The organism is Salmonella sp. NW645 (assembly GCF_051703725.1).
GTDB classification, from domain to species: domain Bacteria; phylum Pseudomonadota; class Gammaproteobacteria; order Enterobacterales; family Enterobacteriaceae; genus Salmonella; species Salmonella enterica.
In genome coordinates this window covers 214,419-229,743 of sequence record NZ_JAMMKR010000005.1, presented here as the reverse complement: position 1 = coordinate 229,743, position 15,325 = coordinate 214,419, and the positions used below count along the sequence as shown (strand labels likewise).

The window sequence follows — 15,325 nt, the reverse complement described above, 5'->3', positions numbered from 1 at the left end:
TATCAGCCCAATATCTTCTTCGCTTCACGCGCGACATTATCCATCTCATCCAGCAGCTCCAGAAACTCAGGCTCCAGCTCCTCTTCGTGGACGCCGCTGCGAAGCTGTTGCTCAATAAGCTGGCAAAGGTTCTTCATCCGCGGTACGCCGCTATAGCCGCAGCTCCCGTGTAGCTTATGGATCAGATCGACCAGACCGTTGGGGTTTTCTCCCACCAGTTGTTCTTCAATTTTGTTGCGCACTTCCGGCAGAAAATCAATCAGCATTTGCAGCATATCCCGTGCCAGATCGGGCTTACCGGCAGCCTGGCGGAGCGCAAGCTGCCAGTCGAGCGTCGCATTCGGATTGAAGATAAACTCAGCCGGTTCCGGCGCCATCAGGCGCGCTGCTACGTTGGCGCCGGGTTTATAGCGCAGCAACAGATTATGCAACTTCTCTTCTTCTATCGGTTTAGCCAGATAGTCGTTCATGCCCGCGCTGAGCAACTTCTCTTTTTGCCCGGCCATCGCATGTGCCGTAACGGCAATAACCGGTGTTTGCTGCTGATGAGGAAGCTGGTGAATTAACTCGCAGGCGCGTATGCCGTCCATATCCGGCATCTGAATATCCATCAAAATCAGATCAAACTGCATTTGTTTCGCCCGATCCACCGCCTGATGTCCGCTATCACAAAGCTCTACGTGCTGGACTTTATCTTCCAGTAACGCGCCGATAAGCTTCAGATTAGCGGGATTATCATCAACCGCCATAACCGTCATGGTGATTTTACTGGTATCCATTAGCAGCGGTTCAGGATGGTGATTCAACTGGCAATATTCCGTCAGCGCTGGCAACAGGCGCGTTGACGTCAATGGTTTTAACAGACAGGCCGCCGCGCCTCCTTGTTTCAGCTTTTCGGCGTTAATTTGCGCATGGCAAGGTAGCGCCAGCAGTAGAAAGTCCGTCATTGACGCCGCTTTCGCCAGACGTTCATGCTGCATGGTGAGCGGCTCGCGGAAGGTCACCGGAACGCTCAAAATCATAATATCGTAGTGCGCTAACGGCAGCGCGGAGAAGGTCGGGCTGTAAACCACCTCCACCGGCGTGTCGCTCAGCAGATCCAGGGTACATTGCGCGGCGGTAGCATTCGGTTCGACATAAGCCAGCCGTTTTCCGGCCAGACATGCGGTCGACGGCCCGTCAATAATGACATTTGGGTTAAGATCAAGATTAATATGAAACCAGAAGGTCGAGCCGCGATTAGGCTGGCTGTGGAAAGAGATATCCCCGCCCATTTCGTTGACCAGCTTTTGCGTAATCACCAGCCCAAGCCCGGTGCCGCCGTGACGGCGAGAAATACTGGCATCGGCCTGGCGAAACGCCTGAAACAGTCGCGACTGGTCGCGTTCCGGAATGCCGATCCCCGTATCGCGGATCTGCACTTCAATCTGTACTTTGGTGTTACTGAGCGCCCGCTTTTCTACCAGAATGTCGATATTGCCACTCTCGGTGAACTTAATGGCATTGCCCACCAGATTAGTAATGACCTGTTGCAGGCGCAGCGGGTCGCCAATCACATTATCCGGGACGTCGTTTTTAATATTTAACGTCAACTCCAGCCCTTTATCATGCGATGAGTGGGCCAGCAGCGTAACCACTTCATCCAGCGTGTTGCGCAGTGGAAAAGGGATACTTTCCAGAATGAGCTTACCGGCTTCCAGCTTGGAGAAATCAAGCACGTCATTAATGATCGCCAGCAGATTATTCGCGGAACGCTCAATGGTGTTCAGATGGTCACGCTGGGTGGGATTCAGCTCCGTTTTTAATGTCAGGCGGGTAAAGCCAATGACGCCGTTCAGCGGTGTTCGCAGTTCGTGCGACATGTTCGCCAGGAACTCCGACTTAATACGCGCCGCTTCCTGGGCACGCTTTTTCGCCAAATCCAGCTCAACGTTTTGGATTTCCATCTGCTCAAGGGTTTCACGCAGGTCCGAAGTGGCCTGATCGATATTATGCTGCATCTCTTCGTGATAGGCGGCAAGCGACATCGCCATGGAATTAATGCCGTTTTTCAGCATGTCCAGCTCGCCCAGCATAAATCCTTCCACCCGGCTATCCAGTTGTCCGCGGCGAATGCGGTCAACGGTATTCACCATATTACGGATAGGCCCGGTGACATCGCGCATAAGCCGCCAGCCAAAGATCAGCGCAATGCCAATACAAAAAAGCATCATTACGCTGGAGATAAAAATCTCTTTGTATTGCTGTAGCCTGACCGACTTGAGATCCAGTTCAAGCGCCACATACCCCAGCATATTTTTGGTATTTTTTGCGTCGGCAATCGCTGACTCGTCCGGCGAATAGCTCTCCGAGATAATCGGGGTGCGCAGAATCATAATATCGCCGTGGCGATCGACGCTCAGACGACGTGGAAACGGCGCTCCGGCGGGAAGCTGCATCTGTGAGGGGTCCAGATGGAAATTAGACGTTACAAACAGGCGGTTATGATCGTCATAAACGGAAATCGCCCGCACAATATCAGAGTGTCTGCGGTGCAGGACGCTGATAAGTTGGCCGATAGACTCCCGGTTTTGTAAGTTCATACCATATTCGCTGGAGACGGCGAGCGGTTCAATAATACTGGCGCCGGCATCTTCCAGTTGACGCTGCAGGTCGTTATAGCGGTGCACTACAAAAAAGATACTGAGCAGCAAACCTATCAGGACGGTCGGGGCCAGGATCAGAATCATCATGCGTGCGCGCAGGCTGTAGTTGGTCATGGAGTTCCGTTATGGGACAATTAGGGTCACACTGTTAAATTGAGAAAAAGCTGGTCGATGGCGCAATTCTACTCTGCAAAACGGCGCGTGACGACGCGTCAGATCATAACCGTTAAAGTCAATGACCTCGATTCATTTGGTCAGGGCGTAGCCCGTCATAACGGAAAGGCGCTGTTTATCCCCGGTTTATTGCCTGAGGAAAGCGCAGAAGTCATTCTTACAGAAGATAAAAAGCAATTTGCCCGCGCACGCGTTTCGCGCCGTTTGAATGATAGCCCGGAACGAGAAACGCCGCGCTGCCCGCATTTTGGCGTCTGCGGCGGTTGTCAGCAACAGCATGTCAGCATCACCCTGCAACAACGCAGCAAAAGCGCGGCGCTGGCGCGTTTGATGAAACACGAGGTGAATGACATCATCGCCGGCGAGCCCTGGGGTTATCGGCGTCGTGCGCGGTTAAGTCTGAATTGCCTGCCGGATAAACCGCTGCAAATGGGATTTCGCAAAGCGGGTTCCAGCGATATCGTCAATGTCGAACAGTGCCCTGTTTTGGCGCCCCAGCTTGAAGCATTGCTGCCCCGAATCAGGGCGTGTCTGGCGAGTTTACACGGCACCCGACATCTTGGGCATGTTGAGCTGGTACAGGCGGGAAGCGGTACGCTGATGATTCTGCGCCATACCGCGCCATTGAGTGCGGCGGATAAAGAAAAACTGGAACGCTTTTCGCATTCTGAGGGATTGTCTCTGTTTCTGGCGCCGTTTAGCGAGATACTGGAAACGGTATCTGGCGAAGCGCCCTGGTATGATTCGCACGGCTTACGTTTAGCCTTCAGTCCGCGAGACTTTATTCAGGTTAATGAGGTGGTAAACCAGCAAATGGTCGCACGCGCGCTGGAGTGGCTTGATGTGCGCGCCGAGGATCGTGTCCTGGATCTGTTCTGCGGAATGGGGAATTTTACGCTGCCGCTGGCAACGTGCGCGGCAAGCGTGGTAGGGGTTGAGGGCGTTCCGGCGCTGGTAGAAAAAGGCCGTGAAAACGCCATCCGCAATGGTTTACATAATGTGACATTCTTCCATGAGAACCTGGAGGAAGATGTCACGAAGCAGCCGTGGGCGAAAAACGGCTTTGACAAAGTCTTACTCGATCCTGCGCGTGCGGGGGCTACAGGAGTGATGCGACATATTATAAAATTAAAACCTATTCGCATTGTTTATGTATCCTGTAACCCGGCGACGCTGGCGCGCGATAGTGAAGCGCTGGTCAATGCGGGATATGAGGTTACGCGTTTAGCGATGCTCGACATGTTCCCGCACACAGGACATCTGGAATCAATGGTTCTGTTCGAGCGCATGTAATGATTACCGGCTTACCGACTTCGGTAGGCCTGGTCCCTTAAGGAGAGGACGATGGTCGCGGTAAGAAGTGCACATATTAATAAAGCTGGTGAATTTGATCCGAAGAAGTGGATCGCAAGCCTGGGAATTTCCAGCCAGCAGTCGTGTGAGCGCTTAGCCGAAACCTGGGCGTATTGCCTGCAACAGACACAAGGACATCCGGATGCGGATCTGTTGCTGTGGCGTGGCGTGGAGATGGTAGAAATTCTTTCCACGCTGAGTATGGATATCGACACGCTGCGGGCGGCGCTACTGTTCCCTCTGGCCGACGCCAACGTAGTCAGCGAAGATGTACTGCGCGAAAGCGTCGGCAAATCTATCGTTACCCTGATTCATGGCGTGCGCGATATGGCGGCGATCCGTCAGCTAAACGCCACTCATAACGACTCTGTTTCTTCGGAGCAGGTTGATAACGTCCGTCGAATGTTATTGGCGATGGTGGATGATTTCCGCTGCGTGGTGATCAAACTGGCCGAGCGAATCGCTCATTTGCGCGAAGTGAAAGAGGCGCCGGAAGATGAGCGCGTGCTGGCGGCGAAAGAATGTACCAACATCTATGCGCCGCTCGCTAATCGTCTGGGCATCGGGCAACTGAAGTGGGAACTGGAAGACTACTGTTTCCGCTACCTGCATCCGGCGGAATACAAACGCATCGCCAAACTGCTGCATGAGCGCCGTCTCGATCGCGAACATTACATCGAAGAGTTTGTTGGACATCTGCGCGCCGAAATGAAAAACGAAGGCGTGCAGGCGGAAGTCTACGGACGACCAAAACATATTTATAGCATCTGGCGCAAAATGCAGAAAAAGCATCTGGCGTTTGATGAACTCTTTGACGTGCGCGCCGTGCGTATCGTCGCTGAACGTCTGCAAGACTGCTACGCCGCGTTGGGGATAGTGCATACGCACTATCGCCACCTGCCGGATGAATTCGATGATTATGTCGCTAACCCGAAACCGAACGGTTACCAGTCTATCCACACCGTGGTCCTGGGGCCGGGCGGTAAAACCGTTGAGATCCAGATCCGTACCAAACAGATGCATGAAGACGCCGAACTGGGCGTGGCGGCACACTGGAAGTATAAAGAAGGCGCCGCGTCCGGCGGCGTGCGCTCCGGTCATGAAGACAGAATTGCGTGGCTGCGTAAGCTGATCGCCTGGCAGGAAGAGATGGCCGATTCCGGCGAAATGCTGGATGAAGTGCGCAGCCAGGTGTTTGACGATCGGGTCTACGTTTTTACGCCAAAAGGCGACGTGGTTGACTTGCCTGCCGGATCTACGCCGCTTGATTTTGCTTACCACATCCACAGCGATGTCGGGCACCGCTGCATCGGCGCGAAAATTGGTGGGCGCATCGTACCGTTTACCTACCAGTTACAGATGGGCGATCAGATTGAAATTATCACTCAGAAGCAGCCGAATCCCAGCCGCGACTGGCTGAATCCAAACCTGGGCTATGTGACGACCAGCCGCGGACGCTCAAAAATTCACGCCTGGTTCCGCAAGCAGGACCGTGACAAAAATATCCTGGCTGGACGGCAGATCCTCGACGATGAGCTGGCGCATTTAGGGATTAGCCTGAAAGAGGCCGAGAAACATCTGCTGCCGCGCTACAACTTTAATGAGCTGGAAGAGTTGCTGGCGGCGATAGGCGGCGGTGATATCCGTCTTAATCAGATGGTGAATTTCCTGCAATCGCAGTTCAATAAGCCGAGTGCAGAGGAGCAGGATGCAGCGGCGCTGAAACAGCTTCAGCAAAAAACATACGCGCCGCAAAATCGTCGTAAAGACGACGGGCGCGTGGTGGTAGAAGGCGTGGGTAATTTGATGCACCACATTGCCCGCTGCTGCCAGCCGATTCCGGGGGATGAAATTGTCGGCTTCATTACTCAGGGGCGGGGGATTTCCGTGCACCGGGCCGACTGCGAACAGCTGGCGGAACTGCGCTCCCATGCGCCGGAGCGGATCGTAGAGGCGGTATGGGGCGAAAGCTACTCGGCGGGGTATTCGCTGGTGGTGCGCGTCCAGGCCAACGATCGCAGCGGCTTGCTACGCGATATCACCACCATTCTGGCTAACGAAAAAGTCAACGTGCTGGGCGTCGCCAGCCGCAGCGACATTAAGCAGCAGATCGCCACCATTGATATGACCATCGAGATCTACAACCTGCAGGTGCTGGGCCGCGTGCTCGGTAAGCTGAACCAGGTGCCGGATGTGATTGATGCACGGCGACTGCACGGGGGGTAAACCCCAGACAGTAATAATGTAGCGGCTTTGCTACTCGTTCAGCAAAGCCGCATTAGCCAACCCCATAAGCATGAGACATGGGGTATGTTTTTGACGTACATTTCATTTCCGGTGTACTCTTATGTAAGATTTATACTTACAGTGGAGGCTGTTATGGCCAGAACAATGACCGTTGATCTTGGCGATGAACTGCGCGAGTTTATTGAATCGCTCATAGAATCAGGTGATTACAGAACACAAAGTGAAGTGATCAGAGAGTCTCTTCGTCTGCTGAGGGAAAAACAGGCCGAGTCACGACTTCAGGCGTTACGTGAACTTCTGGCTGAAGGTCTGAACAGCGGAGAGCCCCAGGCCTGGGAAAAGGATGCCTTTTTACGGAAGGTCAAAACAGGGATGATCAAACCCGATGATAACGGTAAAATTAACGCCAAAGGCCAGTGAAGATCTGGAAAATATCTGGCATTACGGCTGGCTGTATTTTGGCGAAATACAGGCCGATCGATATATTAATCATCTATCAGAAATATTCAGCATCATGAGTGCCAATAACATTGGCACGCCTCGACCTGAACTGGGTGAATACATTTATGCCTTACCGTTTGAAAGGCATATTATCTATTTTATACAATCAGTTACGGAAGTTATCGTGATACGTATTCTGAGCCAGAATCAGGATGCTGGTAAGCATGTAAATTGGTTATAGCCTTTTTATCTAAAAAACAAGTGTGATTGAGCAGGGGGAATCAACAATATTACCAAGGAAAGTGACCTTTGCTGTGTTGCTACCCGCGGCTTGAGCGCCGGAGACAATTCCCATAACTAAAGATGCAGTTACTGCCAGTTTACAAAAATGAGATGACTTCATCGTGTTATCCTTAATTAACGTATTTTATGGCAGCATTTTGTACGCGTATACCAAGGGATATGCGGCATAGAGCCATGCTGCGGGCTTTGGGTAAAAAATAGGTCATAATAAAAATATTATATTTCTACATTTTTATGAGTGTATTCTTAAGGGCTGAATGATCGTACAGGCTCATAAAATATTATATGTAATACTTTCAATATGTTTATTTCATGTATGTTCCAGAAAAAACAAAAAAGTGGTCTTTTTTGGATATTAAACTGGCGTGCATGCTACTAGTTTTTCCGTAAAAGTGAAATAATTTATTTTTTTGAAAGGGAAGGCTCTTTGGGGGGGTACTTATAGCGTTTGCATAATTTTTTTTGCTTAATTGATGTTATTTATAATGCCTGGTACAAATATCTGTTTTTTTTAATAAGTTAGTTATATGATTATTATATTGTTGTGTATCGATTAATAATTTTAAAATTATACGGGAGAGGTAGCGTTCAACACCTGTTAACAATATATTTTATTATATAGGCGTTGCCGTAGTGTCTCTGTGCGTGAATGGTTAAGAATAATACGTTACAATTGTCGCTAGTATTTACAACCGATTAAAAACCATGACAACTAACCATCAAATTGACCGTCTTCTCACCCTCATGCAGCGCCTGCGTGACCCGGAAAACGGCTGCCCGTGGGATAAAGAGCAGACCTTCACCAGCATCGCGCCTTATACGCTGGAAGAAACCTATGAAGTACTGGATGCTATTGCGCGTGAGGATTTTGACGATTTGCGCGGCGAACTGGGCGACCTGTTGTTCCAGGTGGTGTTTTACGCGCAGATGGCGCAGGAAGAAGGCCGCTTCGATTTTAATGATATCTGCGCTGCCATCAGCGACAAGCTGGAGCGCCGCCATCCGCATGTTTTTGGCGAGCTTTCCGCGGATAATAGCGAAGAAGCATTAGTTCGCTGGGAGCAAATCAAAACGGAAGAGCGCGCGCAAAAAGCGCAGCATTCCGCGCTGGACGATATTCCGCGCAGCTTACCGGCCTTAATGCGCGCGCAAAAAATCCAGAAACGGTGTTCAAACGTGGGCTTTGACTGGACGACGCTGGGACCGGTCGTCGATAAGGTCTATGAAGAGATCGATGAGGTGATGTTCGAGGCGCGGCAGGCGGTTGTTGATCAGGCTAAACTGGAAGAGGAAATGGGCGATTTGCTCTTTGCCACGGTCAACATGGCGCGTCATTTAGGTACGAAAGCGGAGCTCGCTTTGCAAAAAGCGAACGATAAATTTGAACGTCGTTTTCGCGAAGTTGAACGTATTGTCGCAGCCAGAGGCCTGGAAATGACCGGGGTGGACCTGGAAACAATGGAAGAAGTTTGGCAGGAAGTAAAACGCCAGGAAATTGATCTCTAAAGGTTTTAGGCGGTCAAGAGCGATTTGTGTGATTTTTTAAATAACAAGCGCTTGATTTACGTCAAAAACATTTACCTCAAAGGGGCTATTTTCTCCCTCCCTGTGTGAATGTCAGCCTGACGAAGAGGAGGAATAATGAAAGTTTGTGGCGTAGGTCATGTTCGGGTATACTGCTTTCCCGTCCTGGTTATTCCATCGTCTTTTAAACCTAACTTCTCAGGTTCCGCATGACAACGAACTATATTTTTGTGACCGGCGGGGTCGTATCCTCTCTGGGTAAAGGCATTGCCGCAGCCTCCCTCGCAGCCATTCTGGAAGCCCGTGGTCTCAACGTGACCATCATGAAACTGGATCCGTACATCAACGTCGATCCGGGTACTATGAGCCCAATCCAACACGGGGAAGTGTTCGTTACTGAAGACGGCGCTGAAACCGACCTGGACCTGGGGCACTACGAGCGTTTCATCCGCACCAAGATGTCTCGCCGCAACAACTTCACGACTGGCCGTATCTACTCCGACGTTCTGCGTAAAGAACGCCGTGGCGACTATCTGGGCGCAACCGTACAGGTAATCCCTCACATCACTAACGCGATTAAAGAGCGCGTGCTGGAAGGCGGCGAAGGCCACGATGTGGTACTGGTGGAAATCGGCGGTACCGTCGGTGATATCGAATCGCTGCCGTTTCTTGAGGCGATTCGTCAATTGGCGGTAGATATCGGTCGTGAACACGCGCTGTTTATGCACCTGACGCTGGTACCTTACCTGGCGGCTGCGGGCGAAGTGAAAACTAAACCGACTCAGCACTCCGTGAAAGAGCTGCTGTCTATCGGTATTCAGCCCGATATTCTGATTTGTCGTTCCGATCGCGCGGTTCCTGGCAACGAGCGTGCAAAAATTGCATTGTTCTGTAATGTGCCGGAAAAAGCCGTTATTTCAATGAAAGATGTCGATTCCATTTATAAAATTCCAGGCCTGTTGAAATCTCAGGGGCTTGATGATTATATTTGTAAACGATTCAGCTTGAACTGTCCGGAAGCAAACCTGTCTGAATGGGAACAGGTCATTTACGAAGAAGCGAACCCGGCAGGCGAAGTGACTATCGGCATGGTCGGCAAATATATTGAACTGCCGGATGCCTATAAGTCGGTGATCGAAGCGCTGAAACACGGTGGTCTGAAAAACCGCGTTACCGTCAACATCAAATTGATCGATTCGCAAGATGTTGAAACGCGCGGCGTCGAAATTCTGAAAGATTTGGACGCTATCCTGATCCCCGGCGGCTTCGGCTATCGTGGCGTTGAAGGTAAAATCGCCACTGCGCGCTATGCGCGTGAAAACAATATTCCTTATCTGGGCATTTGCCTGGGGATGCAGGTTGCGTTGATTGAGTTCGCTCGTAACGTGGCCGGCATGGACAACGCCAACTCAACGGAATTTGTGCCAGACTGTAAGTACCCGGTTGTGGCGTTAATTACCGAGTGGCGCGATGAAGACGGTAACGTTGAAGTCCGTAGCGAGAAGAGCGATTTGGGTGGCACCATGCGCCTGGGCGCGCAGCAGTGCCAGCTTAGCGATGACAGTCTGGTACGTCAGTTGTACGGCGCGTCGACGATTGTTGAACGTCATCGCCATCGTTACGAAGTCAACAATATGTTGTTGAAACAAATTGAAGCAGCGGGTCTGCGTGTCGCAGGCCGTTCCGGTGATGATCAGTTAGTCGAGATCATTGAGGTACCGAATCATCCGTGGTTCGTGGCCTGTCAGTTCCATCCGGAATTTACTTCCACGCCGCGTGATGGACATCCGTTGTTCGCCGGCTTTGTTAAAGCCGCCAGCGAGCATCAGAAACGTCAGGCGAAGTAAAAAAGTTAGAACAGCGGTGCACCCTAAGCGGTGCACCGTTTGTCTGAAGTTTTAGTTTAACTAGTGACTTGAGGAAAACCTAATGTCCAAAATCGTTAAAGTCATCGGTCGTGAAATCATCGACTCCCGTGGTAACCCGACTGTTGAAGCTGAAGTACACCTGGAAGGTGGTTTCGTAGGTATGGCGGCGGCTCCGTCAGGTGCTTCTACTGGTTCCCGCGAAGCGCTGGAGCTGCGCGATGGCGACAAATCCCGTTTCCTGGGTAAAGGCGTAACCAAAGCTGTTGGCGCGGTTAACGGCCCGATCGCTCAGGCTATTCTTGGCAAAGACGCTAAAGACCAGGCTGGCATCGACAAAATCATGATCGACCTGGACGGTACTGAAAACAAATCTAACTTCGGTGCAAACGCCATTCTGGCTGTCTCTCTGGCTAACGCCAAAGCTGCTGCTGCCGCTAAAGGTATGCCGCTGTACGAGCACATTGCTGAACTGAACGGCACTCCGGGCAAATACTCCATGCCGGTTCCGATGATGAACATCATCAACGGCGGCGAGCACGCTGACAACAACGTCGACATCCAGGAATTCATGATCCAGCCGGTTGGCGCGAAAACGGTTAAAGAAGCCATCCGTATGGGTTCTGAAGTTTTCCATCACCTGGCAAAAGTGCTGAAAGGCAAAGGCATGAACACCGCTGTGGGTGACGAAGGCGGCTATGCGCCGAACCTGGGCTCCAACGCGGAAGCACTGGCTGTTATCGCTGAAGCGGTTAAAGCGGCTGGTTACGAGCTGGGTAAAGACATCACCCTGGCGATGGACTGCGCAGCATCTGAATTCTACAAAGACGGTAAATACGTTCTGGCTGGCGAAGGCAACAAAGCGTTCACCTCCGAAGAATTCACCCACTTCCTGGAAGAACTGACCAAACAGTACCCGATCGTTTCCATCGAAGATGGTCTGGACGAGTCTGACTGGGACGGTTTTGCATACCAGACCAAAGTACTGGGCGACAAAATCCAGCTGGTTGGTGACGACCTGTTCGTAACCAACACCAAAATCCTGAAAGAAGGCATCGAGAAAGGCATCGCTAACTCCATCCTGATCAAATTCAACCAGATCGGTTCTCTGACCGAAACTCTGGCTGCAATCAAGATGGCGAAAGACGCTGGCTACACTGCTGTCATCTCTCACCGTTCTGGTGAAACTGAAGACGCTACCATCGCTGATCTGGCTGTTGGTACCGCTGCAGGCCAGATCAAAACCGGTTCTATGAGCCGTTCTGACCGCGTTGCTAAATACAACCAGCTGATTCGTATCGAAGAAGCGCTGGGCGAAAAAGCACCGTACAACGGTCGTAAAGAGATCAAAGGCCAGGCGTAATCCTGCTTTTACCTCTTAACGTATAAACCCGCTTCGGCGGGTTTTTTTGTATCTGTTCAATAGCGCAGCCGCTGTGCATGACCGGGCAGACGAAATCTGCAATAATTAACGATTATCCCCTTAACAGAGAACGCTATGCAGTACCCGATTAACGAGATGTTCCAGACCCTACAAGGCGAGGGTTATTTTACCGGCGTCCCCGCTATTTTTATTCGTTTACAAGGATGTCCGGTCGGCTGTGCCTGGTGTGATACTAAGCATACCTGGGATAAACTGAGCGATCGGGAAGTGTCTCTGTTCAGCATTCTGGCAAAAACCAAAGAGAGCGACAAATGGGGTGCTGCGAGCAGTGAAGATCTGCTGGCGGTGATTAATCGTCAGGACTATACCGCGCGTCACGTTGTCATCACCGGTGGCGAACCCTGTATTCACGACCTCATGCCGCTCACCGATCTGCTTGAAAAGAGTGGTTTTAGTTGTCAGATTGAAACCAGCGGGACGCACGAAGTGCGCTGTACGCCTAACACCTGGGTAACGGTTTCACCAAAAGTGAATATGCGCGGGGGATATGACGTGCTTTCCCAGGCGCTGGAGCGCGCCAATGAAATCAAGCATCCCGTTGGGCGAGTTCGTGATATTGAGGCGCTGGATGAACTGTTAGCCACGCTGAGCGATGATAAACCGCGCGTGATTGCTTTGCAGCCCATTAGCCAGAAAGAAGACGCGACGCGTCTGTGTATTGAAACTTGTATTGCGCGTAACTGGCGTTTGTCGATGCAAACACATAAATATTTAAATATCGCCTGATGCATTACTAATCCTACGGACGGCCTGCCGATGCCGTCTGTGACTCATCCATTACCTTGCATTGTTTATTTTCTCTATGTGAATTTCGATGAGTGTATAAAAGCGCTGATAAATTTTTCCATAGCGATGCACGGATCACGCTATTTTGGTAAATTTAAAGAAAAAATCATTCTATGAACTTTTTTGCATCAAAATCAGCAAATTAGCTGTTCTTTAATAATTTAAATTGTTGCGATTATGTTGGTAGAATGTGGTGCTGACAAAAAGTAGTTTATAAACAATGATATACGTTTAGTGTGTTCCCCGCGCCAGCGGGGATAAACCGGCGTATGAGGGCGCGCAACAGGCGATGCGTGAGTGTTCCCCGCGTCAGCGGGGATAAACCGCCGAAATACGATGCCGGAATATCGTAAACGGAGTGTTCCCCGCGCCAGCGGGGATAAACCGGGAGGACGCTACTATCGGATTCGCTCCGGGGAGTGTTCCCCGCGCCAGCGGGGATAAACCGGATTTACTAAGGTCAACAAGGGATTGAATTGGGTGTTCCCCGCGCCAGCGGGGATAAACCGCTCATGCGCAGCACTGGATCGAGAGCGAAGGGGTGTTCCCCGCGCCAGCGGGGATAAACCGGGTGAGAACAGGGTGCATGGGAGGGAATAATTGTGTTTCCCGCGCCAGCGGGGATAAACCGCGTTACAGCCAGTTCATGGAAAGTTTCAGGCAGTGTTCCCCGCGCCAGCGGGGATAAACCGATCCCAAAACATCTTTCCCTGGTTCCTCTCAGGTGTTCGCCGCGCCAGCGGGGATAAACCGGGGATCGCGTTGGCGGTCGCATCCGTTGCCGTGTGTTACCCGCGTCAGCGGGGATAAACCGTACCAACAATTCAGCGTTACGCCAACGGTAACGTGTTCCCCGCGCCAACAAGGATAGCCGTTGCATAATCATAATCTGTGTACCAGTAATGGCTGGTACAAACCTGTAAAGTAAAAAGGCCGCGTTTTTCCGGGGAGGCTTTTATACAGGAGAAGGCCATGGCGTTAAGGATCAGGGTATTGCTCGAAAATCATAAGGGAGCTGGAGCGGATAAATCGTTGAAGGCCCGACCAGGATTAAGCCTGTTGGTCGAGGATGAGTCTACGTCGATCTTGTTCGATACCGGCCCTGATGGCAGTTTTATGCAAAACGCGTTGGCGATGGGGATCGACCTGTCCGATGTGTCTGCTGTGGTGCTTTCGCATGGTCATTACGATCATTGCGGCGGCGTGCCATGGCTTCCTGATAACAGTCGAATCATCTGCCATCCCGATATTGCGCGCGAACGTTATGCGGCAATGACTTTTCTCGGTATTACCCGAAAAATAAAAAAATTGTCATGTGAGGTGGACTATTCACGCTACCGAATGATGTACACGCGTGGCCCCCTGCCGATTGGCGAAAACTTTATCTGGTCAGGGGAAATACCAGTGGTCGCGCCTGAAGCCTACGGCATTTTTGGCGGCCACGATGCGGAGCCGGACTCTATTTTGGATGAGGGCGTACTGATTTACCAGTCGGCAAAAGGATTAGTCATCATTACGGGATGCGGGCATCGGGGAATCGCAAATATTGTCCGGCACTGTCAGAACATTACCGGTATAAAGCGGATTTACGCGCTTGTCGGCGGATTTCATCTCCGCTGCGCATCACCGTTCACGATGTGGCGAGTCAGGCGCTTTCTGCAAGAACACAAACCTGAAAAACTATGCGGTTGTCACTGTACAGGGGCCTGGGGGCGGTTGTGGCTACCGGAAATAACCGCACCTGCAACTGGTGATGTGCTGCGCTTTTAACACCGCGCTGGACAATGTTTTCACTGATAAAACGTCGTGTGAATAGGCTGGAATCAATTTGGCATCCAGCCCACGCGTTAATAAACCTTATTCGCCGCGATAGATGCAGCCGGCTGTACAGGTTTCTTTCACCATCACGGCGCTCAGTAGCGGCACGACGGGCTTAACCTGATCCCAAATCCATTTTGCCAGCACTTCGCTGGTGGGATTGGACAGCCCTGGAATATCATTCAGATAGTAGTGATCAAGACGATCGTAAGTAGGTTTAAACGCCGCTTTGAGATCCGCGAAATCCATAATCCAACCGGTATGTGGATCGACTTCACCGGTAATTTCGAGACGCACCATAAACGAGTGTCCGTGCAGGCGGCCGCACTTATGCCCTTCAGGCACGTGAGGCAGGCGGTGAGCGGCTTCAAAGGTGAAATCTTTATACAACGTGGTGGACATGATGAACTCTCAGGCAATAAAAAAACCGCCGTAGGGTACCGGAAAGCGCATTTTTTATCATTAACTAAAACCATTCTCCGCCTTGTGACGGGCAATTAATTTAAGAATTTCCAGAAAATTCAATAATTATCAATCAATTATAAAATCGATTTTGGCGTTAATCACGATAACTAAAACAGGTTAGTTCATTTGGTTATTTGTTATTTCCAACCCTTCTTTAATTGTTATTCCTCTCACCGTTAACCTTATCCTCAGTTTGGGATTTATCGCTTATACACTTCATCCTTCAAGCCGCATCTGTGTTGACTGCGTTTACTCACCCC

General features: G+C 51.0%; 11 protein-coding genes and 1 pseudogene. 9 read left to right on the top strand and 3 right to left on the bottom strand.

Translation table 11 applies throughout. From position 1 onward, the window contains the following. Positions 1 to 2 precede the first annotated feature (2 nt). Positions 3 to 2,759, bottom strand: a complete 2,757-nt coding sequence (gene barA, locus NA389_RS12935) for a two-component sensor histidine kinase BarA (RefSeq protein ID WP_000186399.1) — start codon at positions 2,757 to 2,759, stop codon at positions 3 to 5. A 57-nt stretch (positions 2,760 to 2,816) separates the two neighbouring features. On the opposite strand from barA, the gene rlmD reads away from it, so the two are divergent. The 4 genes from rlmD to NA389_RS12915 all read left to right on the top strand — a co-directional run bounded on the left by rlmD (position 2,817) and on the right by NA389_RS12915 (position 7,101). Next, the gene (gene rlmD / locus NA389_RS12930; RefSeq protein WP_000046866.1) at positions 2,817 to 4,112 is read left to right on the top strand and encodes a 23S rRNA (uracil(1939)-C(5))-methyltransferase RlmD; all 1,296 of its coding nucleotides are present in this window, start codon (positions 2,817 to 2,819) and stop codon (positions 4,110 to 4,112) included. A 51-nt stretch (positions 4,113 to 4,163) separates the two neighbouring features. After that, positions 4,164 to 6,398 (top strand): GTP diphosphokinase, encoded by a 2,235-nt coding sequence (gene relA, locus NA389_RS12925; RefSeq protein WP_000226837.1) that lies wholly within the window; start codon positions 4,164 to 4,166, stop codon positions 6,396 to 6,398. An 84-nt stretch (positions 6,399 to 6,482) separates the two neighbouring features. Next, positions 6,483 to 6,839: a type II toxin-antitoxin system ParD family antitoxin gene (locus NA389_RS12920; RefSeq protein WP_072102304.1), complete on the top strand. Its 357-nt coding sequence runs from the start codon at positions 6,483 to 6,485 to the stop codon at positions 6,837 to 6,839. Then, positions 6,805 to 7,101, top strand: coding sequence for a type II toxin-antitoxin system RelE/ParE family toxin (locus NA389_RS12915; RefSeq protein ID WP_000633744.1), 297 nt, complete (start codon positions 6,805 to 6,807; stop codon positions 7,099 to 7,101). The genes NA389_RS12920 and NA389_RS12915 overlap by 35 nt, the downstream gene beginning before the upstream one ends. 18 nt (positions 7,102 to 7,119) lie before the next feature. Here NA389_RS12915 and NA389_RS12910 read toward each other — a convergent pair. Beyond that, positions 7,120 to 7,263, bottom strand: a pseudogene (locus tag NA389_RS12910) (fimbrial protein); the annotation flags it as partial. Positions 7,264 to 7,868: 605 nt separating this feature from the next. On the opposite strand from NA389_RS12910, the gene mazG reads away from it, so the two are divergent. The 5 genes from mazG (at position 7,869) to NA389_RS12885 (ending at position 14,552) form a co-directional block, all read left to right on the top strand. Continuing rightward, positions 7,869 to 8,669, top strand: a complete 801-nt coding sequence (gene mazG / locus NA389_RS12905) for a nucleoside triphosphate pyrophosphohydrolase (protein ID WP_000210455.1) — start codon at positions 7,869 to 7,871, stop codon at positions 8,667 to 8,669. 227 nt (positions 8,670 to 8,896) lie between these two features. After that, a complete protein-coding gene (pyrG, locus tag NA389_RS12900; RefSeq protein ID WP_000210867.1) occupies positions 8,897 to 10,534 on the top strand; it encodes a glutamine hydrolyzing CTP synthase in 1,638 nt (545 codons plus the stop codon). Between the two features lie 82 nt (positions 10,535 to 10,616). Next, a complete protein-coding gene (eno, locus tag NA389_RS12895; RefSeq protein ID WP_000036734.1) occupies positions 10,617 to 11,915 on the top strand; it encodes a phosphopyruvate hydratase in 1,299 nt (432 codons plus the stop codon). Positions 11,916 to 12,050: 135 nt separating this feature from the next. Further along, positions 12,051 to 12,722 carry a 7-carboxy-7-deazaguanine synthase QueE gene (gene queE / locus NA389_RS12890; RefSeq protein ID WP_001199956.1) on the top strand — a complete coding sequence of 224 codons (672 nt, stop codon included), beginning with the start codon at positions 12,051 to 12,053 and terminating at the stop codon, positions 12,720 to 12,722. 1,032 nt (positions 12,723 to 13,754) lie between these two features. Continuing rightward, positions 13,755 to 14,552 (top strand): MBL fold metallo-hydrolase, encoded by a 798-nt coding sequence (locus tag NA389_RS12885; protein WP_001667037.1) that lies wholly within the window; start codon positions 13,755 to 13,757, stop codon positions 14,550 to 14,552. A gap of 87 nt (positions 14,553 to 14,639) precedes the next feature. Here NA389_RS12885 and queD read toward each other — a convergent pair whose 3' ends face one another. Then, positions 14,640 to 15,002, bottom strand: a complete 363-nt coding sequence (queD, locus tag NA389_RS12880; RefSeq protein WP_000108312.1) for a 6-carboxytetrahydropterin synthase QueD — start codon at positions 15,000 to 15,002, stop codon at positions 14,640 to 14,642. Positions 15,003 to 15,325: the final 323 nt, after the last annotated feature.